Below are 24,376 nucleotides of genomic sequence, written 5' to 3'. Positions count from 1 at the left end.
TCACAGTCCAGTGCGCTCCAATCAGGCATTTCAGTCCCGTTATATCCTGCCAAAAGTGTAAACTGAGATTCGTACTCAACTTCATCAATTTCCCGGATCAGCTTTAAAGTCTCGATCTCATCAATGGTTGTATTGATGATTGCATAAGCCTGACGTGCCGGTGCGGAAATGATCACAGCATCCGCACTTTCGGTTAATGCGGTTGGGAAATTAAGCATCCAGCTTTTCTTTTTGCTGCGATTTTCACCCATGTGAGTCAATCCTCCTACTTTTTCATTCAGGCGGATATCAAGATTACGCCCAAGGTATTTACCAATGGTGTTCATTCCATCTTTAGCAAAGTAATATGGAGAATCCTTCTCAATAGTAGTAATATTTCCTTCATCATCTCTATGAGCAAAATCACCTTCCCAGTTTGTAAGCACCCCTTTTGAGATCAGTTCTGTAATAAACTCTTTAAATTCATTCGAAGTTGCTGTGAAGTAAGGAACCCCATGATCAAGTTTAAGATCATTTCCCTGACCTGCATATCGAGTAGCAAGACGACCTCCATAGCCTCCGCTTTTTTCGAAAACTACAACTTCATGCCCCGCATTTGCCAGTTCCCGGCCTGCTGCCAAGCCCGAAATTCCTGCTCCAATTACTGCGATCTTCATATTCATCAATATTGTCCCAAATGTTAAAATTTCCGGCTGTTATACTTATTTAATTTCAAATAATGTAACTCTTGTTTTGACGGCCTTTTTATCAAGTAAAGCCGGCCAATACGCAACCACATCGCTTGCTTTTGGACGTCCTCCTGCAAAACCGGTCACTCCACTTGGTCCCGTTAAGATAAGAGGTGCTATTTCCATCCCAAAGCGATTCAGATCGTTTTTACTTTGCCCTGATACTGATACCCTCATTTGAATTTCATCAAACTCAGTTTCGAGCGCTTCTTCGGTTACCGGCTTCTCTGAATTACCGTTGTAACCTATATACTCTTTGTGAAATTCATCAAAATTTAAACCAAGACCCTCTGCTCTTTTTTCTAAGATCTCTGCACCTTTAATAGCTTTCTTAAGTGCATCAGGCCAGCAATAAACAAGGGTAGCAGCCAACTTATAGCCATCATTATAACTCGCTGAAACTTTATAGGTTGGAGTGTCAGGATGTCCTTTTATTCCGGTTACTTTCACCTTATTCTTCTCAACCTCTTTTACAGTTATAGAGGTAAAATCAGCTATAACATCCGGAGTGATGTAGTCGGCAGGATCTCCAATTTCGTAAAGTAATTGTTCCTTTACGGTCATGGCACTTACCAAACCGCCCGTGCCCTCGTGTTTAGTTACAAAAAACTCCCCATCAGGATATGCCTGAACGATAGGGAACCCAATATCTGTAAAATCTTCTACCTTTTCCCAATCCGTGAAATTTCCGCCTGATGACTGCGCACCACATTCAAGAATGTGTCCGGCAATAGTACCTACAGCCATTTTATCAAAATCATCATACTCCCATCCAAATTCATGAATCATTGGAGCCAACGTTAAACCGGTATCGGTCACCCTTCCTGTGATAATGACATCAGCTCCTAACTTAAGAGCTTCTACAATGGGCTGACATCCAAAATAGACATTGGCACTCAGTAACTGATCTTTTATTTCTGAAATTGGCCTGCCATCGTCCATGTTTTTAAGTTCATGTCCGTCAGCAATAAGTTCATCAATTTGATCTAAGATATCATCGCCATCCACTACGGCAACTTTTAAATCAGTATAGCCCTTTTCTTTAGCTATTTTTAGAATTTCATCTTTACATGCTTTTGGATTAACTCCCCCTGCATTGCTGATCACTTTGATCCCATCATTTTTGATCTCAGGCAGTACTTGCTCAACCACATTTACAAAGTCGCGAGCATATCCCCAATCCGGATTTCGCATCTTTTGTTTTTGCATAATGGACATCGTGACCTCAGCCAGATAATCCATCACAAGATAATCGATCGGCCCTTTTTTAGCTTGATTGACCGGAGCGTTGGGAAGATCACCCCAAAAACCCTGACCTGATGCAATACGGATAAATTCTTTCATAAAAAACTGCTTTTGTGTACAACTGAAATTCGGGCTGAATATCGTGATATTTTCATTGCATGTGAAATAAAAAAACCCTGCTTTCTTCAAAAGCAGGGTTTTGTGTATTAGGTTAGTTTAGTCTTGGAAGGACTAACATGAAATAATTTAAACATCATAGATCATAATAGAACCGCATGATGATGTGGTATTAGATTCTCCTACACTAATCAGGGCGTATTATCTTTTTACTTATCCCCTTTGCAATAGCTTCTGAGCGGGTATGTACTTCCAGTTTTTGATAAATATTGCGAATATGGTGGCGTACGCCATCTACCGATAAGTAGATTTCTTTTCCGATCGCAGCATATGAACGCCCGGTGGCTAATTGTTTCAGTATTTGAAGTTCACGCTCAGTTAACTCTTCTTCGATCTCAGCTGCTTGTTGAAAGGTATTGATGACCTTTCGGGCAATATTGGGAGTTATAGGTGACCCTCCTTCCTGTGCATCACGAATGGCACTTACCATTTCATCAGGGGTCACTTTTTTCATGAGGTACCCAACTGCCCCTGCTTTTAATGCATCGAAGATATGATCATCGTCATCATGTACTGTTGCCATGATAATATTAACATCCGGGTGGTGTTCACGCATATATTTAACTCCTTCAATTCCCGACATTCCCGGCAATCCAATATCCATGATCATCAGATCAACTCTGTGTATGGCCTTTGATTCAAAAGCCTCTTCACACGAACCGAAGCTTCCAATAACTGAGAGATCATTTTCATGACTTATAAATGTTTCCCATCCCTCCCTCATGTATTCGTTGTCTTCCACAATCCCAACTTTTATCACGTCTAGTCCCATATTTCTTTTACTTATATAATTGAATTTAATCAGTTCTGCATATGAATACACTGCATGGTAATGCAGTTTTTATACAGATACCTTCAGTATCCAACGGGTTCCAAATCCTTCTGAGGTATTTAAGGATATCTCTCCCTTAATTAGATCTGCTCTTTTGTTAATATTTACCATTCCATTTCCTTTCTTGACTGAATCTACATCCATTCCTTTTCCATCATCCTGAACAACCAGTTTTAGATGCCCCTTTTTATATTTTAAGATCACATCTACATGTTTGGCTTCTGAATGTCGAGCGGCATTTGTCACCATTTCCTTAAAAATGAGCCACAAATGCTGTCGCAGCCTCATATCTAATTTTCCGGGAATATGTTCGTCTATTTTCAGGCTATATTTTATGCCTTTGCTTTCCAAAAGATCAGAAGCGAAACGCCGGCATTTTGAGAGCAGCTCCTGCCAATCATCATGTTCTGGATTTATAGCCCATACTATGTCCGTGATCTTTTCTTTTGCATCACCTGCACTATTTGCGATCAGGTCAACAAACCTATTCTTATCTCCCTTAAGTTTATCGCTTTTAATAGCTTGGGCAAAATAGCTGATACTGCTGAGTGTAGCACTCACTTCATCATGCAGGTCACTTGCAATGCTATTCCTGATTCGCTCAACCCTTAGTAATTGATTCACCCTGATCTTATACAAAAAATATAAAATGCCTGAAATAGCTATTACATACATCAAAAAAGCCCACCAAGTTCTATACCACGGTGGAAGTATGGAGAATGAAAAAGACTCGGATCGGCTAACTACACCAAAAATATTCTGAGCCTCAACCACAAAATGGTACTCCCCTTCAGGTATATTAGTATAGTCTTTTTGTGTTTCTGTGGTCCAGATACTCCAATCTTCATCAAAACCAACCAGTTGAACTCTGTACTGTGTTTCCTCGGGAGCATAATAACTGGCAGCAGCATAGGTAAATCTCAATTCATTCTCTTGATACTCAAGTACAGGTGGGTCAGAATCTCCACCATTTATAAGCGAATCATTTCTTACCAAAACTTCATTGATCAGCGTAGGGAATAATTTAGAATGATCAAATGAATGATCTTTATTAAATCTCACCAATCCCCTATCAGTTCCATACCAAACATATCCACTGCTATCAGGATATATAACATTATTTTGCCTGTGATCAATAAGTTTTAAAGCGCCTTCGTACGTTTTATAAGTCCCGTTTTCCTGTAGCAATGCCCCTTGGTATTCCCCACCTGACCTGAACCATACATTCCCTTCCATATCCTCCTTGGCCCAAAAAAATTGGCGGGTTGTATCGGAGAATAGTGAACCATACCTGGTCACCTGGGTCATCTTTCCCACTTCTTTATTAAACTGCTGTAGCCCTTTTCCATAAGTTAAAAAAATAGGCTTTTCCCCTAGTTTCGTTACATCAATCCTGCCATCATCTTGTTGATTTGTTATATCTGAAAAATATATCTCAGCGGAATGATCAACAATCTCTTCACCATTTCTTTTCAATTCAAAATGAAGTAAACCCGAATTACCTCTTCCCACCCAAATGTGTTTACTGTCATCAACCTTCACGGTAATAGGTTCGATATTCGATTCTTCAATAGTGTATAAAAGGCTGAAAGAATTATCAGGCTTAATTTCCAGAACATACACATTGTCATTACTTACAACCACCAACCGGTTAGGCTCCTGAAATTCCGTAAATTTCCTGACCGGGCCCGGGGTTTCCATAACCACATATATGCTTCCATCATATCTCAATAATTGACTCCCACAGACTGCAAAAATATTTCCAAATATCTGATCAACCTGCCCACACATTCCGGTGGCTTTTTTTTCTACTAAATCATCATTTAGGTGATAGAGCCCCTGAGAAGTGCCATATATCAACTCATCCCCGGAAATCAGCAGATCTAAGACTGCTTCATTTACCCCCGTTCTTTCATCAAAAACTCGAAGTGGCAAACTAAAATCTATTCGGGAGATCCCATTTACGGTAGCAACCCAAACACTTCCGTTCCTGTCTTCATAAATACCATATACAGTATTGTTGATCAATCCATTATTCTCATCAATCAATTGAAGCAAGTTCCCCTTTTCATCAATGAATAAAACCCCACCCAGCCTGGTAGCCATAGCAATATTTCCATCTTCAAGTACAATAGCCTCATCAAGATAATTGGATGAAATATAGTCATCTACCTCAGTATCAAACGGAAAAAAACTCTCCTCTTCATAGATAAAACATTCCTGATAACTGCAGAATATATCTTTGTCCGGAAGTTCCAGAACGGTAGATAGAGATCGATCTGAAAAGAAATCGCCTCCCGGGATTAATATCAGAGAATCTCCTTGAATCCTCTTAATACCTTGATTTGCCTCTCTTACATATATTTGATCCTCAAGCCTGAATAGCATGGTAAAACTATCCTCAGGCTTATAAAATTTTGCTTCCACTCCGTTATATCTTACCAATCCTGCACCAGACTGGAAGTAAACACTCTCTCCTAATGATTCGATATTAAATATTCGTCCCAGATCAAGCGTATCTGATACTAATTGCCTTAAAGAATAGTATTGTATGATGGACAAGGAATCATCATTTGGTTCTGACAGATAGCCAAATTCATCTGAACCGGCTGCAAACAATTTCTTCCCTTCAGTAAGGTGTATTGAATAGGTACTTGAATTAGGAATAGAGGTGTCAAACCAATTAACCCCATCGTAACGGATAATGTTTTGAGTATTCGAAATATACAAGATACCGGCAGAGTCTTCTGCAAAAGCCCAATTCTGAACATGTCCATCGTATTCATCCGGGCTATAATTCCTGATGATGGGATATCCGTTAAGTCCCTGAGAGATCACGCTGGAAGAAAATCCAAACAAGATCAACACACAGAATAGTATATGCTTCATGCCACCCTTAAATTGTGCACATTATTTGTCAGTTAATTTATGGAAGTGGAGGCTCAGGTGGTTCTACATCGGAATCATGATCGGTAGTCTTGAGGGTCTCGCTGCTCTTAGTATTTAGATCATCGCTGCTCTCGATCTTAAAAATGTTATATGACCAAAGTTTGCCCTTATCCCTATCCATTCGAAACTGAAAACCGATCAATTTAATATTGCCACTTTGATCTTTGATTTGAAATCCATCTTTACGGGGCTCCTTAAATGAATATCTGAGCGCCAAATATTTATCAGAAGATCCAATCTTTATTTCTTCCCCATTTTTTATTGGTTTGAAATCAGGACCTACATTAAGATCTGTCATTAACTGATACTCTAACTCCTGTAAAATATCCCCCTTAATAAGAATACTTCCTGAATGCATTGATTGTTTTGTTGCCATCTTTTAAAATTTATTGAGATTTGTTTTCAGTTAATACGGTTACTTATCAATTACACCACTAAATAATGTTGTTGTGAAAAAAGCTTTAAAAATCTTAGTAATCAAGTTGCAGAACTTCTTTTCACAAAAAAAGCCTGTCTAATCAAAGACAAGCTTCTGGCAGTTCTTTAGGATCGTAAAAATACACCCTTTGTAACCACTCATGTACCCCTCAAACCCAAACCCTATTTTATATTTGATACTGATTTAGTATCGGTAACTTTTTGATTGCATACACTACATACTTATGTGGTTTTAAGAATCTATATTGATTCTGATAAACAATTCCCCAAAAAAAAAGTCCGGCAAAAGCCGGACTTTAATGTTTTAGAATAGAAATTAGATCCAAAAAAGTTTATCTGTTCACAGCATCCCTATTCAAGAACTCATCATAAAGCTGGATATGACGGCTTTGCATAGGGATTTTAAAGCCTTTAATAAATACTTGCTCGATATTTGTCATTGGCTCTAAAGGATCTCCATCCGAAATGAACAAATTCGCCTGTTTCCCTTCTTCTATAGAACCCAATTTATCCGCCACTCCAAAAATTTCAGCCGGGTTGATCGTGATTGCTTTAATTGCTTCATCTGTCCCCATACCGTAAGCTGCAGCATATCCGGCTTCAAAAGGGGTATTACGTGAGTTTTCGGTATCATTTGAAACGATGGCAACTTTCACGCCGGCAGCAGCCATTAAACCGGGATTTTCATAAGGTCGCTGATAGCTATCATAGTCGCGGGAAGGAGTATAAAGCGTGGTAGTTAAAACAGGAATTCCTGCTTCAGCTATTTCTTCTGCCACCCTCCAGCCTTCACGAACACCTGCAAATACAAAGCTCATATCTTGTTGACCTTTAGTCCATTCGATAGCATCTAAGATCTCCTCTTCATCATTAACTGATATAACGACGGGAACATCACCTGTAAGCACTTCGCGCATGGCCTCCATTCTTGGGTCAAAATCCGGTTTGGTTTTTCCTGAAGGATCTGCTTCGTAAGCTTTCATCATTTGATCATAAAATCGAGCTTTATTTAAGAAATCATTGATCTCTTTGATCTGATTTTCATATTGCTCCTGAATTTCTTCCTCGCTGCGGGTATCCCATGAACCTCCTCCTTTTGATGGAAGGTTCATAATCAAAGCTCCGCTTTTCTTGACAGCCATAGAATCCGGAGAATATCCCCAAAGATCCATTACCGCTGCTTTACCTGAAATACTACCTGAACTTGGGCGTGACAACACTGTTGTAACGCCACTGACACGCGTTACAGGTACTGAAGCACTATGCGGATTGAATGCAGTGAAAGCATACATGTGTGGATTGAATTGTCCTATTTCAGCAACATCTACGGTTACCGGTACAGCAGATATTTCGACCAGGCCAAGTCCTGTCCATCCGTCAATAATACCGGGATATACATGCTTGCCGGTAGCATCGATCCGAGTGTATTCATCCGTGATTTTAATATTTTGACCTACAAAAGCAATGTCATTGCCATCGATCAAAATTACTCCACCTTCTATGGTTCCATTCGTTACCGTATGTATAGTAGCTCCTGTAATGGCAAATTTACCATATTCCGGTTTCTCAGTTATCTGTGCTTCAGCAGTGGCTGATAAACTAAACAGCAGAGCAACAATTACAGCAAAAATATTAAGTTTTTTCATGAGTCTGATTCCTGTTTAGTTATAAGCGTTATTTTGTTCTTCCATAAGTATAAATGAATCTTGTAAGCATGCATCTTCATCCCTGCGAGTGACTATTTCACGGAAATTAGAGCCGTCATCGTAATCTGCTCCAGGATTTATTTGTATGCGCATGTCATCCGGATCATTCTCAAGATCGAAGTATTTGGTTCCGTCCACAAAAGTCATCTCAGCTTTGCTGTAGATACTTAGGGGGTGTCCACTCCAAACAACAACATCACCATGTTTACCCTCTTCTATACTGCCTACACGATCATCAATGCCTAATTGAATTGCCGGATGTAATGTGATCATTTTAATGGCATCGTTTACTGAAGTGTCTCCGTAGCGAACTACTTTTGCAGCTTCGTGATTGAGTGTTCTCAACAACTGATCATTATCACTGTTGATACTGTTTACAACTCCGTTTGCATTTAGAATAGAAGCGTTATATGCAGTTGAGTAATACACCTCAAACTTATACGCCCACCAGTCAGAGAATACAGAAGTCATGGCACCATTCTTTGCCAGCTCGTTAGCTACCTTAAAGGCTTCGTTTGCATGCTGAAAAGTATAATCTTCAATTCCATAGTCATTAAAAACACGCATTAACATGAGGATCTCATCTGCACGATATGAATGGCAATGAACAAGGATCTCACCTTCAATGACATCATTCAACACCTCATACCTTAGATTTTCTGCAACCGGTACCGGTGGGGTTCCCCGTTGTCTTCGATCATAATTGGCTTTGGCTTCCAAGTATGCCTCTCTTTTGCGCTTATAATCAAGGGCTTCATCGAAGTGGCCTCGAATAACTTGCTCAACGCCCATTCTGGTACGGGGTTGTACGCCATTTCCTTGCCCATGAACCCTGGTTGGATTTTCACCCAAGGCAAACTTGATCGTACGTTTGGCATTCTCAAATTTCATTCCTTCTTGAGAAGCTCCATATCGCAGCTTTAGGGTTTCACCCTGACCACCGATCACGTTTGCAGAGCCGTGCATCAGGTGTATAGTTGTAGCTCCACCTGCCAATGCATGATAAATACCCACTTCATTAGGATCTATGGATTCTTCCATCGTTACCTCAGCTGTGACCGGGTTACGAGCTTCGTTGATGTCTACACCATTCAAGTGAGAGTGAGCATCAATGATCCCGGGCATTACAAATTTACCGGTGGCATCCACGGTTTCTACACCCCGGGGTGCTCTTAAGTCTTTTCCAATTTCACGAATGATACCATCTTCAATGAGTACATCCGTATCTTCCAGATCACCGTTTGTTACAGTGATCACTGTTGCGTTTTGAATAAGAACCGAGCCTTTGTCCTGCGCCTGAGCAGTGATTCCAAAAGCAGCGATCATACATAGTGTTATAAGTTTCTTCATATTCTTAATTCCCATTAAATTCGTAAATTGTACCGTTCGAAATGCTGTACAGCACTTTCGCTTTATCTTCGCTCATAGCCTTATCAAATACTGAAAAACTGGCATTTTTACCTCTTTCAAGGCTTCCTAGAGTACGATTTAAACCAAGGATGTTTGCTGTGTTTATGCTCATTAAGGATACCAAATCACCTTCAGTAAGTCCTCCCTCGTCCAGCAGAATTTCAATTTTACCGTCAAGGTCTTTGAGTTCAATACCGGCTGAAGCATATCCAACAGGTACACCTGCATCCATTAGCTTTTTGATATTAGAAACTTCAGCTTTCCAGGCCTCAAGCTGTTTTTCACGATAGGCTTGTTCCTCTTCAGATATTTCTTCTTCCTCGGAAGCTTCCTCTTCTTTCTCATCTTCTTCGGAATCCTCTTTTTTCTTAGTCTCAGCATACCATTCAGGCATATCAGTGAAATCAATCCCGGCTAATATTGGAATATTTCTTCGTTTCAGCTCATCTGCTTTTGCATAAGCCTCCTTCCCGGACACAATAACTGCATTGAAGCCAAATTCATCCTGAAGCTTAAATAACCGTTCAATGTCCTCCTTGGTATCAACTTCAAAAAAGAGAGGTGTTGTTTTATTCACCAGAGGAAACATAGCTTCCAGAACTCTGCTTCTTTCCGGTGCTGGCATCTCCGGGTTTTGAGAGTAATATCTCATGTGCTGTTGCAGTGCTGTGGCATCAAACATCACTTGTCTAAACTTTGCCATCACACCCATCAAAGTAGATGGATAAGCACCGCTTCCCCATCCGCCGGGAGCTTCCTCAAATGATCCGGCTAATCCCAGGTTTTCTTTAATAAGCTGGACATTTTCATGATCAGTTGATAAATAAAATGCTTCTACCTGCCCCGGCAGCATGTTTCCATTTGGATACAAAGCCGCAGTAGTAAATCCGGCTTTCATTCCGGTTTCAAAATTTTCATCCTCTTTTAGAAGTACTGAAGGCTTTCTTTCAGGTTGAACACCGGCCCGGTCGTAAGGAGGATTTCCCGGTTCATCTAAACTGGGTAGATCTTGTGGTCGTGGGAGATCGGGGCTGCCCCAAATAGAAAATCCATCGATAAAGCCTGGATAAACATGAAGGCTATCGCCTCCGTCAATCTCAAAAGCATCGAATGGAAGGGTCACGTTAGTTCCAATGGCTTCAATAACCCCGTTTCGCCACACAATAGTGGCCGACTGGGTAGTAGAGCCATCGGCATTATGGATGGTTACATTTTTAAGCGCTTGAGCCGGGGTTGTCTGGGCAAAAATACCCTGCATCCCCAAACCCACAAATAATAACGCTAACAATAGCAATTGTTTTCTCATAGCAGATGGTCTAATTTTAGTTTTTTTGATGGTGACAATAACTGCATTAATTTGCTCTTAATAAAGCCACAGGTATCTAAATTTTGTAAATGATAAAAAAAAGAATGGTTTACTTTTTTTAGGACACAGATAAATTATAGAGTGAGATTGGGAAGAGCTGTTCTCACATTGTACCGCCAACATACCGAGTTCACTCGTATTAAGGTTAAAGAGTCACTCTATTTCTTCGCTGAATTCAGGAGAAGAACTAAATGTTTGCCAGTAATCGTCTTTCTCTGAAAAACCGGACTCAAGAAGGGATTTCAAGTCTGTTTTCGAAATAACAACCTGAGCAAATCCACGATAATATCCATCTTCCTCTTCTGCGGATTTGTTTTCTAATCTGGCCACATTCTGTACCATATTATGCGCATTCCTTAAGGTGATAATAAAATCAGTATTTGTTGCTAAGCTTGATCCCCTTTCTTCCAAAGCTTCACGCACTGCTTCCATTTTGTGGGCAATGTTACTCTCGAGATTAACCCGGGCCTGAAGTTCAGCATTGGCCATTGCCAAAACAGAATCAGATGAGACTGCGGTAGCATATCCCCGGAATGAAAGTGAGTCTGAAGCCAATCCGGAGGTGGAGTACCATGAGGGATAAATACCGGGTGAAGTTTCACTCTTTGTTGTTATCTCTTCAGAAGTTGAACAGGCTGAAATACCTAACATCAAAACAAAAACAACTACTACACTAAAAATACGAGGCATTTAATTCCTTTTTAATTCGATAAAGCCGCGAGCACCTTCTTCGTTTATAATTTCGAGTGTCACTGATCCTTTATCATTCAAATTACGGCGTATAAGTTCTTCTAATCCTGAAAGATCTTCAACTTTTTCTTTCTCTATTTTTAAGATCTGATGATCGGCTCTTAATCCCCTATTCCAGGCTTCTGAATATTTATATACTTCATCTATATAGATATCAAATTTTTCAGCGTCTTCCGGTTTAGCCAAAGCCTTGACCCTGAATCCAAGATCGAATTCTTTATAGAAGAGCCCTCCTCTATTACCCTCAGGTACCTCTTCCGGAAATATGTGTTCTTCATTCGCGGATATTTCAGGAATATCTTGTGGCACTAACATCTTCAGAGATACACTTTTCTGTATGACTTCACCATTTCGAAGAATACTTAAATTCACTGATTCACCCGGATGTAACACCGCCACCTGCTGCTGCAGCTGATTTGCTTCATTAACTTCTATACCATTCACACGAAGCACAACATCACCGGCTTGAATTCCGGACTCAGAAGCTGCTCCATTTTCACTGACTGTTAGTATTTCAACACCTCTTACCGTTTCCATTCCCTTTTCAACAGCCCTTGTGTAATCTACTCCTGCAATAGTAACTCCCAATAAAGCTCTTCTGACCTGCCCGAATTCAATAAGGTCTTTCGCTACCTTTATGGCAAGATTACTGGGTACGGCAAATCCATATCCCTGATAAGCGCCTGTTTGTGATGCTATGGCAGTATTTATCCCAATCAACTGGCCACTGGTATTAACCAAAGCGCCTCCACTGTTCCCTTTATTTATAGCTGCGTCTGTCTGAATAAAACTTTCGATACGCATCTGATCATTGATGATCTGTACGTCACGGCTAAGAGCACTTACGATCCCCGCGGTAACCGTGGAACGCAACCTGAATGGATTACCGATAGCCAGTACCCATTCCCCAACGTCAAGGGTCTCGGAGTCGCCAATGGTGATTTTCGGGAGATCGCTTCCGTTTATCTTTATAACAGCAAGATCTGTACTAGAATCAACACCAACAACTTTAGCTGGGTATTCTCTTTTATCGCTTAGTACCACTCTTAACCCTTTTTCAACAGCATCTTCAATAACATGATTATTGGTCAGAATATATCCGTCCGAAGTTATTAAAACTCCCGAACCCACTGTTCGTGCACGCTGTGGCATCAATCGATCCCAAAAGCTATCGCCTTCATCCTCCTCTTCTAACTCACGGTCCTCATTATTTGAGATTGCACCTTCAATTGGGACTATAGCTTCTATATAAACAACTGTTGGAGTTACTTCTTCAGCAATCTTTTTGAATAAAAACCTGGCGTCAGCACCTTCCAGAGCCTCATCAGATATGAATGGAGACTCACTTTGGTTAATCTCTGTTGTCCTCACTTCAGCCAAGGGTGCCAACTCTTCGTTGATCGTGTAGAGTGCGATAAGAGTCCCCGCAGTAATACCGATCATTACCAGCAAAATACCTGTAAGTATTAAATCTTTTCTTTTCATTGTGTCACCTATAACATCTGTTCAAAAATAGAATCTGACCTTCGTTCCTGATAGCCTTCAATATGGTACTTAAAATATACGTCTAAATGGTGAACAAGTTGTTTAAGCTCACCATTCTCTAATCCGGTTTTAAATATATTTTTACTTTTTCCCGACATAGCTATAATTAAAAAACGTGTTTGTGCCGGGGTTAGTTTATAAGATAATTCATCCTCTGATTGTTCCGATATATTTCCGCTTGATATATTTAAATATGAAATTTCCGGTATCACTGACAATGCACTGACTAATCCAATTCCTGTGATTTCAGCCAGTCTTAACTGCACGTACGCAAAAACTGAGGGATAGGTTTCTTTTGAATCACCCAGCCATTCAATAAAATTAACTGCAAACTCGAATATAGGTTGATTCACTTCGTGCTCGTGCACAAGCTGACTCAACAATTCCAGCGTAGAATATAGTACAGCAGCCCTCTGAAAGTCTTTTCTGAAGCTGCTCGTAGAATAGAAAACGGAGGCTTCTGTCAGCGTTTGCACTCCCCTTGAGGACTTATAATAATACACCACATCCAAAACTGCCCCTATTTCCAATATCCCGGAGAGTTTATTTTTAGGCTTTTTAGCACCTTTGGCTATAAGCGCAATTTTCCCATGTTCCTTTGAAAGCACAGTCAGGATCTTGCTCGATTCCTGATAATCGATAACGCGTAAAATAATGGCTTGTGTATGAACGATCATAATAAGAACATATCTCTCAGCTCTGAGAAAAGAAACAGGAAGTAAGTATTAATTGTCAGGTAAATGATCTTAAGGAGTATATACTAAATACTTAAAATCGGGCTTCATAAACCTGTCATTCTTCCAAAAACTCTACCCGAAACTTGAAGTAAATATCCAGATTTTCCTTCAGTTCCTGATATAGTTCGTAAAGCTCACCTACTTCTTCCTCATCGGTTTTTATTAACCTTAAATATCCATTTTGGGTTATAAGATCTAAAGTAAACCATTCTTTCGTATCCATCCCCTTGCTGAACAAAGCCTGCCCGCTATCAAAATTTGAAAACAGAAATTCTTTTACCTCCCCAAATCCAATGGTTTGAATTTTAAATCTAAAATAACCGAAGAACCGATAATATCTGGTAATGACGTATTCATCGGTATTAAACTCAAATTCATACCTGGAGAATATTTTCTGGAGTACCGCTATAGCAAAAATGAGAAAGAACAGGGCAAACACAAATCCCAATAAAAAACTGGCGAAAAACATCAGAAAATCTATGAGGGTGAAGCTTGCCTCAACTCCAAAGAGTATTAGATTGTGCTGTTTTTGAAGATCGTAATTCAATAGGGATCAGTGATTCGTTGAAGATATTTACCGGCTTATTCATTTACAGGAAGGTCAGCCCTCTTTTGCATTTAGTACTACGTTTGCATCACTCCGGTTTTAAACTCTTCGATCTCCGGATTAAGATTCGCACAATCAATAGCTTTAGAAATTCGCTCACGGGTTTCGATAGGATTGATTATTCCGTCAACCCAAAGCCGTGAGGCTGCATACCGTACATCTGTCTGGTGATCATAACGATCACTCATTTCTTTCATGATCCTCTCCTGCTCTTCTTCACTTACCTCTTTCCCTTTTTTCTTCATTGAAGCTACCTGTATCTGCATCAAGGTTTTTGAAGCCGAAGCTCCACTCATTACAGCAATCTTTGCCGTAGGCCATGCATACATAAACCGGGGATCATAAGCCCGACCGCACATGGCATAATTTCCCGCGCCATAGCTGTTCCCAACTACAATGGTGATCTTTGGTACCGTGCTGTTGCTCATTGCGTTCACCATTTTGGCACCGTCTTTTATAATTCCACCATGCTCGCTTCTCTTTCCGATCATAAAACCGGTTACATCCTGAAAGAATATCAGCGGGATCTTCTTTTGATTACAATTCATAATGAAGCGTGCAGCTTTATCGGCACTGTCGGAATAGATCACACCACCGATCTGCATCTCGCCTTTTTTGGTTCTGCTCACCGTACGCTGATTGGCAACGATCCCAACACTCCATCCATCGATACGTGCGTAACCTGTTATAATCGTTTGGCCATAGCCTTTTTTGAACTCCGTAAAACTGTCTTCATCCACAATACACTCCAGGAGGTCATTCATATCGTAAGGACCGGTTCTTGATTCCGGTAGCACTTCAAAGACATCGCTGGCCGGCCGTTTAGGCTCCTTACTCTCCTTTCTGTTGAATCCAGCTGTATCAAATGGACCAAGCTTATCTACCAAGTCGCGAATGGTTGACAAACATTCTTCATCATCTTCCATTTTATAATCAGTAACTCCTGATATCTCTGTATGAGTTGTAGCACCGCCCAGAGTTTCATTATCAACATCTTCACCGATGGCCGCTTTCACGAGGTAACTGCCGGCCAGGAATACACTCCCCGTTCCGTCCACGATCAAAGCCTCATCACTCATGATCGGTAAATAGGCTCCACCTGCAACACAACTTCCCATGATAGCCGCGATCTGCGGAATTCCTTTAGCTGAGATGACCGCGTTATTTCTAAACATTCTGCCAAAATGATCTTTATCAGGAAAGATCTGATCCTGCATAGGCAGAAAAACCCCGGCTGAATCCACCAGGTAAATAAGTGGAATATGGTTCTCTATGGCAATTTCCTGCGCTCTCAAATTCTTTTTGGCTGTGATGGGAAACCAGGCTCCTGCCTTAACCGTAGCATCATTTGCGACGATCATACACTTTCGTCCACTCACTTCACCGATTCCGGTTATTACACCGCCCGAGGGGCATCCACCTTCTTCTTCATACATTTCATATCCGGCCCAAAGCCCTAGCTCATAGAAACGGGAATCCTCATCCGTAAGCATTTTGATACGCTCACGTGCTGTTAACTTACCTTTTCCGTGTTCTTTGTCGATACGTTTTTGTCCGCCACCGAGTTTAATTTCTCCTTCAATTTCACCAAATTCTTCGATGAGACTGTGTAACCAATTCTTGGTAGCGTTTCCGGATGTGTTACTCATAAACAGATTTTTTTTATCTTAATAATGTTAATTGAAATGCTGCGTTGAAAATAGGGATTATATTTAATGTGTAAACCCCGATATTGATTTAATTCATTCAAAAAACTGACTTTCATGAGCAAACAAATTCTCACCTTACTTCTTTTCTTAGGATTCTCAACTTCACTTATCGCCCAAAGAGTCTCCTATCCACAACTGGTATGGCAAGCAGAAAGCCCTACTATCTTCATTGATGACATCATACTTCCGGGCGAAGATGGTAAAACTACCCTCGCTTTTATATTCAGGTTTAATAACGACTTTATCCCATTTAAAAAACTTCCGGCAAACAATTCGCTAAATGCTCCCGAGAATGCTGAATTTTACTCTACAATTCGTTTAAGTAACGAGATATTCAGTGGTGAGTTAAAAAGAAGACAGGAAGCTTCAGCAAATTCTGTATCCCGAGACGTTTGGACTGATACCTTATATACTTCTTCTTTTGAGGAAACTCAATCGGCAAATTTATATGCTTCGGGATCTCTGTCTGCTCAACTGACGCCGGGAAAGTATAATTTCATACTTCAGCTCGCAATGATGCAGGAAATAAACGAGCGTAATACACAACGAAGAAATATCACTGTCCCTGACCTGAGTACCAAAGAAACCGGCGAGATCCTTTTGATCAAAGAGCACACCAATAATGGTGAAGCTCAAGTTCTTCAGCTTATGAATATGCAAAACAACGTTCCATTTGGGAAGGACTTCTATGCACTTATCCGAATCCCAAATTTTGACAATGAAGCTGAGTACTCGGTAAAAGTCAACAATGCTAATCCAACCGAAAAAGATACTACCTCCGGTTCAAACATCTATTCTGAAATTATTGAAGACGAAGCATTTTATTCAAATTCAACTATTAACCTGAATGAAGAAGAAGAACCATCCCTGACATTAATGGAAGGAAACTACCCATATACCTATGCTTTGGTTTCTATTCCGGCAAGTAATTTTGATAACGCACCCTACTTCCTGTCCGTTATTAAAAATAATGAGGAAAAACCTATTGCCCGGACCTTGTTCCGTTCTTATTGGCCCAATATGCCTGCCAGTCTTTACAATCTGAATATTTCGATCGACATGCTTAAGTACATTGCTTCCGAAAGTGAAATCGAGCAAATTAACAACGGTAATGACAAAGAAAGAGAAAAGAAGTTTCGTGAATTTTGGGAAAGTAAAGACCCGACTCCTAACACCGTTTACAATGAATTAATGGCTGAATATTATAGACGTATAGATTATGCTTATAAAGAATTTGGGAGTCAGGAAAACCCATTGGGACATGAAAGTGACCAAGGCGAGATCTATATAAAATTTGGCCCACCCAATGATAAAGAACGGGTATTTCCACCGGGCGGTAAAACACGGGAAGTTTGGAAATACCCAAACAGAACTTTTGTTTTTGAAGCCAGTACCGGCTTTGGAGATTTTGTTTTGATAGGAACCCGATAATTTTGTGGATTGCTTATAATTAGATGTAATTTCCTTACATAATGCTTGCAAAGAAACTTCCACACATTGCTGTTTCAATCGGTGACTTTAATGGAATAGGACCCGAGATCGTCCTTAAAACATTATCAGGTGTTGATCTAAGCTTATCAGTCCCGGTCATTATCTCACCTGTAGAAATTATCGAGCATACAGAATCACTGCTTTCTACTGAACATGAGGTACATATTGCCGAACAGATCCAGGATGTGAAAGCAGGGGTAATTAACGTCCTCCCCATCTCTTCAGATGATCTCAAGATCACGCCGGGTGTACAGTCTTCCCAAAGCGGTGAAGTGGCCATGCTGTCCATTGAGAAATGCATCGAATTATGCATGGAAGGTAAAACTCATGCCATGGTTACTGCTCCTATTTCTAAAGAAGCCGTAAATTTAGCCGGCTATGAAATTCCCGGACATACCGAATTCCTGGCTTCAAAAACTGATACTGATTCCGTTTTAATGATGCTGGTAAGCGGAGATTTACGTGTGGCTTTGGTTACCACACATATCCCCATCAAAGATGTGGCAAGTTCTATTTCTGAAGAGCTGATCAAAATAAAAGTTCAGCTGCTGGCTAAGAGCCTGAAAAAAGACTTCGGAATTGATCATCCAAAAATTGCGGTGTTTGGCCTGAATCCACATGCGGGTGATGGCGGGGTGATCGGGATGGAAGAAATTGATGTCATTGAACCGGTAATTAAAGAGATCAAGACTGAAGGCAATCCTTTTACACTGCATGGCCCCTTCCCTGCTGATGGATTCTTTGGGCAAAAACTCCATACCAAACATGATGCAATTTTAGCCATGTATCATGATCAGGGATTAGCTCCCTTTAAACTCTTATCTTTTGGAAAAGGGGTGAATTTTACGGCAGGGTTACCTATCATCCGCACCTCCCCCGATCACGGTACTGCTTTTGATATAGCAGGGAAAGGTATCGCTGATCCATCATCTTTTAAGGAAGCATATATGTTGGCTGTTAAACTTGCAAATAAACGAATTAGTGAAAACTGAAAAAGCCGAAATTTATTCAGCTTTAGCTAATCTGTATGATACACTCATGCAAGATGTAGACTATGAAATGTGGGCGGACTTTATTGATGAAGTCATTCAAACCCATCACCCGAATCCAGTTGATGTATTGGAACTCGCTTGCGGTACAGGTGCAATATCCCTGTATTTGGCAAAGTTGGATGAGTACATTCTCACCGCCACCGACCAATCTGCCGCCATGATCGAAAAGGCACGTCAAAAAGCAGCTGAGCAAGAAGCGGATGTTCAGTTTCACACCATGGACTTTACAGACATCCACTGTGATAAAAAGTTTGATATCATTTTCTCCGTTTTTGACAGCGTGAATTATCTTCACAATGAAACAGATATTCTTAAAATGCTTCTGGGCTGTCAGGATATTTTGAATCCCGGAGGACTGCTCATTTTTGATTTTTCAACTCCACAAAATTCCCTGGAAGCCGTCGATTATTTAAATAATGAGGAAGGGAGTTTTGGCCCTTACCGTTACTTCAGGGAAAGCAGATATGAGCCGGAGCAACAATTTCACTTCAATGAATTTGATATTGATGAACTTGCCGATGACGGTAAAACGGTAATTCGCAGCTTCAATGAAGTTCATAAACAACGTATTTATTCACTCAACGAAATGTTATCAATTTTGGAACAAACCTCCTATCATCAGGTAGCCAAATATGAAGGCTTTGATCTGGTTGATGCAGACGATAACAGCACACGTGTAACAATGGTACTTAGATGTCAGAAACAGCAGTAATAGAACTTCAAAATGTAACTCTGAGGTATGATAATACCCCGGTTTTAGAAAATGTCAATTTCAAACTCCACAACGGTGAATTCGCTTACCTTATCGGGCCTACCGGTGTAGGTAAAAGTTCATTCCTGAAATTGCTATACCGCGATGTTGTTCCTGACCATGGAACGGTAAGGGTTACCGAATATCCGGTAAACAGGATCAGTGAACGGGAAGTGCCCATGCTGCGCCGAAGACTCGGAATTGTATTTCAGGACTTTCAATTGCTTCAGGACCGCAATGTTCATGATAACGTTGCTTTCTCACTTCAGGTAACCGGAGAGAAGCCCAAGTTTATAAAACAACGCGTGCTTGAAGTGTTAACGATGGTCGGATTGAGTCACAGAAGAAAGCATATGCCTAAAGATCTGTCAGGAGGAGAACAACAGCGTGTTGTTATTGCCCGTGCTTTGGCGAATGAGCCCCGAATATTGCTTGCCGATGAACCCACCGGTAACCTTGATCCTAAAGCCACAAAAGAGATCATGGAACTGTTGCGCACTATCAACAACCGTGGAATGGCCGTTCTTATGGTTACCCATGATTATGCCGTAGTCAAGAAATACAGGGCTCGCACCGTACGTATGGTCAATGGTAAAACCCAGGATCTGGTCTGGAAGGGCGAAAAGCTGGTCCCGGTCAAGTCATAGATATTTTATAAATGAGAAATGAAAATCTAAGATCAAGTTTGCCGATCGGCTAGCTTAATTTTTCATTTTGAATTTTAATTCCCCAACTGATGCACCATCAACAAAAAATAACAGAGCAAATTCGCACCTATGCCCTTCAATTAGGCTTTGATGCCTGTGGTTTTGCCAAAGCTCAATATCTACCTGAAGAGGCCCGCAGGCTTGAGGAATGGCTGAGCCAAGAAAGGAACGGCACCATGGGCTGGATGAATAATCATTTTGATAAACGGGTGGACCCAACGCTTTTGGTCCCCGGTTCAAAAACGGTAGTTTCAGTTTTAGCGAGTTATCATCACCCGAAACATAATGAACAGATCGGAGTCCGTGATCGCCCGCTTATTTCAAAATATGCTCAGGGTCGAGATTACCACAAAGTTCTGAAAAAGCATTTAAAGAAATTATTCAAGTTCACAGAGGAAAAAATCGGAAGCCTTGAGGGACGTATTTTCACCGACTCGGCTCCTGTGCTTGACAAAGTTTGGGCTCAACGTGCCGGACTAGGATGGATAGGCAAGAATTCGAATTTACTGAATAAAGATATCGGTTCATTTTTCTTTATCGGGGAAATGATCATTGATGCAGAATTAAGCTATGACACTCCGGTAACCGATCACTGTGGCTCCTGCACCCGCTGCCTCGAAGCCTGCCCTACCGATGCCATATACGAGCCTTACCGTGTGGATGCAACCAAGTGTATTTCATATCTCACTATAGAGCTGAAGGAAGAAATTGATAAGAAATATCAAACCGATATTGAGAATTGGATCTATGGATGTGACATTTGTCAGGATGTGTGTCCCTGGAATAGTAAATCAGTGCTGGCACAATTCGAAGATCTTCATCCCAGGGACTATGTAGCGGAACGAGATCTGGAATTCTGGAAGAACCTTACTCCAAAACAGTATGAAGAAACATTTGAAGGAAGTGCAATTCGCCGGGCAAAGTATTATAAATTTAAATCCAATGTCTCCATTGTAGAGTCCAATTTAGCCCAAAAATAAAAGCTTAAAACCGGTCTCTTTTATCAATCAATGCTTTATAGAGCAGCTCCCGGGCCCGAAAAATATGAGCTTTGACTGTTCCAAGGGGTAGATCCAATATCTCAGAAATTTCCTGATATGACCTCTCTTCCATATGCCGCATCTCAATTACAGCGCGGTATTTTTCGGGAAGATTTTCGATGGCATCCTGTACGATCTGCTTCCGCTCCTTTTTTATCACCGGCTGATCGGTTAAAAAGCTTTCATCAGGAAGCTGTATCGCCATTTCCCCGTCTTTGGTTTGATAGGGCTGATCGATAGACAGGGTCTGTAATTTTTTCTTCCGGAGATAATCGATGGTATGATTGGTAGCTATTCTATACAGCCAGGTAGAAAAAGCATATTCATTACTATAGGTAGATAGGTTGTGGAAGGCTTTCATAAAGACCTCCTGTACCAGATCCTCAACCAGTTCCACTTCCTTGATCATTTTACGGATATGGAAATAAAGCGGCTTTTGATATTTATCCACCAATTGCTTATACGAGTCTTCTCGCCCCGCTAAAGCTTCCGCTACATACTTGTCATCTTCAAGGCTACTTGCAGATGCATTTTGACGCGGTGAGTTATTTTTAATTTCAGAGTTATCTTCTGGCATATCTTAAATTATTCAGCACTTAAAATACAAAGCCTTTTATAAATGAAAACGTATTTTTTAAACCTTTTTTTTAATCATTCATTTTAAGTTACTCCAACCAAAAAAGACTCCACTTTTTGGCATAAATCAAAGGGATCTTGAATTTATAACAGCCCCATGCCGTATACCCCCGATAGAAACAATAAGCTTTTCCAGTCCATATTGTGTCATAAAACCTTCCAGGATCAACATTCCGGCCAGAAAAATATCAGCCCTCCCCTTCAAGTATACCGGATGTTTCTCAAGCATTTTATTACTTGCCGTGGATGAAAATTCCGAAATAACTGACTGTATATCATTTACTGTCAGTGCATGGCCGTTCAGCTTTTCCGGGTGATATTCCTTCAGATCAAGCACCATTCCTGCAAGTGTAGTTACCGTTCCTGCAACACCCACAGCGTGTACTTTTGAATTTGTGCTAAAAGGCCTGCTGTCGAATAAATGTTTGATTTCCTTTTTGCAGGTCAATATCTGCTTCCCGGTTGGAGGGTCTTCATGTAAAAATCGCTCTGTAAAACGAACGGAACCCATGTCATAGGAATGAGCATCTAAAACAGAATCTTCCTTTACCTGAGCTACTTCCGTACTACCGCCACCTATATCTAAAATAAGCGTTTCTTCTTCTGTAACCTCCAACACTGAAAGTGCCCCCGCAGCGGTCCATTCGGCTTCTTCTTTCCCTGAAAGCAACTGAATAGTAAAACCGGTTTCATTTTTTATCTTTTGGATAAATTCCTGTCGGTTTTTTGCATCCCTCACTGCACTGGTTGCCGTTACAGTAACGGTGTCAACTTTTGGAAAATCGGATGTAATGATGTCCTTGAAATCCTTTAAAGCTGAGATCACCCTTTGGGTTGCGGCTTCATTTATATTCTTATCTGCATCCACTCCCTTGCCAAGCCGGGGAACTCTGTGTTCTTCATGGATCGGCTTGATAATCCCATTTTCAAGCTCGGCTATAAGTAATAGAACGGTATTGGTTCCAATGTCGATTGCCGCCTTCATAATTCAAATAATATTGCGATCCATTCTTTATGCTGACGAGTATCGATATGTCGTAGTTTTTTTACTGAAGGCTGATCTAATATCACATATTCATCTTCTTCCAGCAATCCTGACAACAAAAGTTTTCCGCCTTCATTGAGATATTTCAGCAGATCAGGGATCAATTCGATCAGTGCATTTCGGTTGATGTTAGCTAGGATCACATCATACTTTTCACCCTCAGGGATCATATCGGTTGAACCCAGCTTCACTTCAAAATTCTCAACTTTGTTAAGTAAGATATTTTCACGGGCATTGGTCTCACTCCATTCGTCGATATCAAAACCAAAGGCTGAACTTGCACCTAATTTGAGAGCTGCGATCGCCAGGATACCGGTGCCGGTACCGGCATCCAATACTTTATCCCCATCTTCGATGATTTCCGGCACCCATTCCAACATCACCCGCGTGGTAGCATGATATCCTGTTCCAAAAGCCATTTTGGGATCGATTATCAGCTCAATCTTGTCTTGGAGGTCTCCGTCAAATTTACTCCATGTGGGATGCACATAGAACTTACCGATCATTTGGGGCTTTATTGTTTGCTCCCACTCCTCATTCCAGTTTTGAGGAGCAATGATCTTTTCGCTCAGAATCACTGTATCCGGGCCAAAATTCATAATTTTTTTTTCAATTTCCTCTCTCTTGGTATCATCAAAACGATTGGCCGGGATCGTTGCTACCAACAGATCATCTTCCTGCTCAAAACCTTCAAAATCCAGATCAAAAAGTTCAGCGATCATTAGTTCATGAAAGTCATCTTTGAGTGATATTCGAAGTTCAACATATTCCATTACAAACGATTGTAAATGAGTTCAGCCATCACATCACCCACGGCTTGCAGGGTTTCCTTACTGATGATGTCCATATTATCAGCGTGAGTATGCCAGTAATGGGCAAATTCTGCATTGCCGCGTTCTGTTCGGCTGTGATTTATAATATTGATAATGGGAATTCCGGCTTGTTCATTCACTATTACATGGTCATCGGAGACCGCTGCACCTTGCTGATCCAAAAAATAATTATCGTATCCCATCTCAGCAGCGATATTCCAAACTTCATCCACCAGATTTGGAGCATAACTTACAGAATATTGCTCTTTTGGAAATTGAGCACCTTCAGATCCTACCATATCAAGCAAGATCCCAAACCGAGGGTTATAACCCGGAACGGGAGGATTTGCAGACCAATACCGGGAACCTAAGAAGTATTTTTCCAGGCTTCCTGACTTACCATAATCTTCTCCATCAAACAGCACAATGTCCACTCCAATGGGTGGTGGATTCTCTTTAAACATCCGGGCAAGCTCCAGTAATACTGCTACCCCGCTGCCGCCATCATCTGCTCCAAGAATCGCTTCATCTTTTCTGGTAGAATCCATATCCGCCCGCGGGCGACTATCCCAATGGGCACTCAACATAATTCTATCCGGGGATGATAAATTAAAAGCGGCTATTACATTTCCGAGCTCGAGGG

General features: G+C 40.9%; 22 protein-coding genes. 5 read left to right on the top strand and 17 right to left on the bottom strand.

All coding sequences use genetic code 11. The features are described 5' to 3' along the window. The 13 genes from VFM80_RS11730 to VFM80_RS11670 form a co-directional block, all read right to left on the bottom strand. Positions 1-662, bottom strand: a 662-nt coding sequence (locus VFM80_RS11730) for an NAD(P)/FAD-dependent oxidoreductase (RefSeq protein WP_395072018.1), incomplete at its 3' end; no start/stop codon positions are given. A 39-nt stretch (positions 663-701) separates the two neighbouring features. Further along, a complete protein-coding gene (locus VFM80_RS11725) occupies positions 702-2,072 on the bottom strand; it encodes an acyclic terpene utilization AtuA family protein (protein WP_395072017.1) in 1,371 nt (456 codons plus the stop codon). Positions 2,073-2,277: 205 nt separating this feature from the next. Further along, entirely contained in the window at positions 2,278-2,922 is a 645-nt protein-coding gene (locus tag VFM80_RS11720) for a response regulator (protein WP_395072016.1), read from the bottom strand. A gap of 69 nt (positions 2,923-2,991) precedes the next feature. Continuing rightward, the gene (locus VFM80_RS11715) at positions 2,992-5,871 is read right to left on the bottom strand and encodes an ATP-binding protein (protein ID WP_395072015.1); all 2,880 of its coding nucleotides are present in this window, start codon (positions 5,869-5,871) and stop codon (positions 2,992-2,994) included. A gap of 37 nt (positions 5,872-5,908) precedes the next feature. Continuing rightward, positions 5,909-6,307 carry a hypothetical protein gene (locus tag VFM80_RS11710; protein ID WP_395072014.1) on the bottom strand — a complete coding sequence of 133 codons (399 nt, stop codon included), beginning with the start codon at positions 6,305-6,307 and terminating at the stop codon, positions 5,909-5,911. A gap of 394 nt (positions 6,308-6,701) precedes the next feature. Further along, positions 6,702-8,015 carry an amidohydrolase family protein gene (locus VFM80_RS11705; RefSeq protein WP_395072013.1) on the bottom strand — a complete coding sequence of 438 codons (1,314 nt, stop codon included), beginning with the start codon at positions 8,013-8,015 and terminating at the stop codon, positions 6,702-6,704. Between the two features lie 15 nt (positions 8,016-8,030). Further along, positions 8,031-9,425: an amidohydrolase family protein gene (locus tag VFM80_RS11700; protein ID WP_395072012.1), complete on the bottom strand. Its 1,395-nt coding sequence runs from the start codon at positions 9,423-9,425 to the stop codon at positions 8,031-8,033. A gap of 4 nt (positions 9,426-9,429) precedes the next feature. Next, positions 9,430-10,791 (bottom strand): amidohydrolase family protein, encoded by a 1,362-nt coding sequence (locus VFM80_RS11695; RefSeq protein ID WP_395072011.1) that lies wholly within the window; start codon positions 10,789-10,791, stop codon positions 9,430-9,432. 213 nt (positions 10,792-11,004) lie between these two features. Further along, positions 11,005-11,541 (bottom strand): hypothetical protein, encoded by a 537-nt coding sequence (locus tag VFM80_RS11690; RefSeq protein WP_395072010.1) that lies wholly within the window; start codon positions 11,539-11,541, stop codon positions 11,005-11,007. Further along, positions 11,542-13,086 carry a trypsin-like peptidase domain-containing protein gene (locus tag VFM80_RS11685; protein WP_395072009.1) on the bottom strand — a complete coding sequence of 515 codons (1,545 nt, stop codon included), beginning with the start codon at positions 13,084-13,086 and terminating at the stop codon, positions 11,542-11,544. An 8-nt stretch (positions 13,087-13,094) separates the two neighbouring features. Beyond that, a complete protein-coding gene (recO, locus tag VFM80_RS11680) occupies positions 13,095-13,823 on the bottom strand; it encodes a DNA repair protein RecO (protein WP_395072008.1) in 729 nt (242 codons plus the stop codon). Between the two features lie 115 nt (positions 13,824-13,938). After that, positions 13,939-14,430, bottom strand: coding sequence for a hypothetical protein (locus VFM80_RS11675; RefSeq protein ID WP_395072007.1), 492 nt, complete (start codon positions 14,428-14,430; stop codon positions 13,939-13,941). A 77-nt stretch (positions 14,431-14,507) separates the two neighbouring features. After that, on the bottom strand, positions 14,508-16,139 hold the full coding sequence (locus VFM80_RS11670) for an acyl-CoA carboxylase subunit beta (protein WP_395072006.1): 1,632 nt from the start codon (positions 16,137-16,139) through the stop codon (positions 14,508-14,510). A 114-nt stretch (positions 16,140-16,253) separates the two neighbouring features. On the opposite strand from VFM80_RS11670, the gene VFM80_RS11665 reads away from it, so the two are divergent. The 5 genes from VFM80_RS11665 to queG all read left to right on the top strand — a co-directional run bounded on the left by VFM80_RS11665 (position 16,254) and on the right by queG (position 21,180). Further along, positions 16,254-17,630, top strand: coding sequence for a GWxTD domain-containing protein (locus VFM80_RS11665; protein WP_395072005.1), 1,377 nt, complete (start codon positions 16,254-16,256; stop codon positions 17,628-17,630). Positions 17,631-17,671: 41 nt separating this feature from the next. Beyond that, positions 17,672-18,682, top strand: a complete 1,011-nt coding sequence (pdxA, locus tag VFM80_RS11660) for a 4-hydroxythreonine-4-phosphate dehydrogenase PdxA (protein WP_395072004.1) — start codon at positions 17,672-17,674, stop codon at positions 18,680-18,682. Beyond that, entirely contained in the window at positions 18,672-19,454 is a 783-nt protein-coding gene (locus VFM80_RS11655) for a class I SAM-dependent DNA methyltransferase (protein ID WP_395072003.1), read from the top strand. The genes pdxA and VFM80_RS11655 overlap by 11 nt, the downstream gene beginning before the upstream one ends. Beyond that, positions 19,436-20,140: a cell division ATP-binding protein FtsE gene (gene ftsE, locus VFM80_RS11650; RefSeq protein ID WP_395072002.1), complete on the top strand. Its 705-nt coding sequence runs from the start codon at positions 19,436-19,438 to the stop codon at positions 20,138-20,140. Before VFM80_RS11655 ends, ftsE begins: the two co-directional genes overlap by 19 nt. A gap of 89 nt (positions 20,141-20,229) precedes the next feature. Beyond that, entirely contained in the window at positions 20,230-21,180 is a 951-nt protein-coding gene (gene queG / locus VFM80_RS11645; protein ID WP_395072001.1) for a tRNA epoxyqueuosine(34) reductase QueG, read from the top strand. Between the two features lie 4 nt (positions 21,181-21,184). Here the strand turns inward: queG and VFM80_RS11640 are convergent, their stop codons facing one another. From VFM80_RS11640 to VFM80_RS11625, 4 genes are all read right to left on the bottom strand, one after another. Then, on the bottom strand, positions 21,185-21,817 hold the full coding sequence (locus VFM80_RS11640; RefSeq protein WP_395072000.1) for an RNA polymerase sigma factor: 633 nt from the start codon (positions 21,815-21,817) through the stop codon (positions 21,185-21,187). Between the two features lie 126 nt (positions 21,818-21,943). Then, a complete protein-coding gene (locus tag VFM80_RS11635; RefSeq protein WP_395071999.1) occupies positions 21,944-22,861 on the bottom strand; it encodes a Ppx/GppA family phosphatase in 918 nt (305 codons plus the stop codon). After that, a complete protein-coding gene (prmA, locus tag VFM80_RS11630) occupies positions 22,858-23,694 on the bottom strand; it encodes a 50S ribosomal protein L11 methyltransferase (protein ID WP_395071998.1) in 837 nt (278 codons plus the stop codon). The genes VFM80_RS11635 and prmA overlap by 4 nt, the downstream gene beginning before the upstream one ends. Further along, a partial coding sequence (locus VFM80_RS11625; protein ID WP_395071997.1) for a M28 family peptidase occupies positions 23,694-24,376 on the bottom strand: 683 nt, incomplete at its 5' end. The genes VFM80_RS11625 and prmA, both read right to left, overlap by 1 nt.

Source organism: Gracilimonas sp., from assembly GCF_035704785.1.
Classification (GTDB): Bacteria; Bacteroidota; Rhodothermia; order Balneolales; family Balneolaceae; genus Gracilimonas.
Note: the sequence above shows the minus strand (reverse complement) of the source record. Positions and strands in the feature narration are given on the sequence as shown.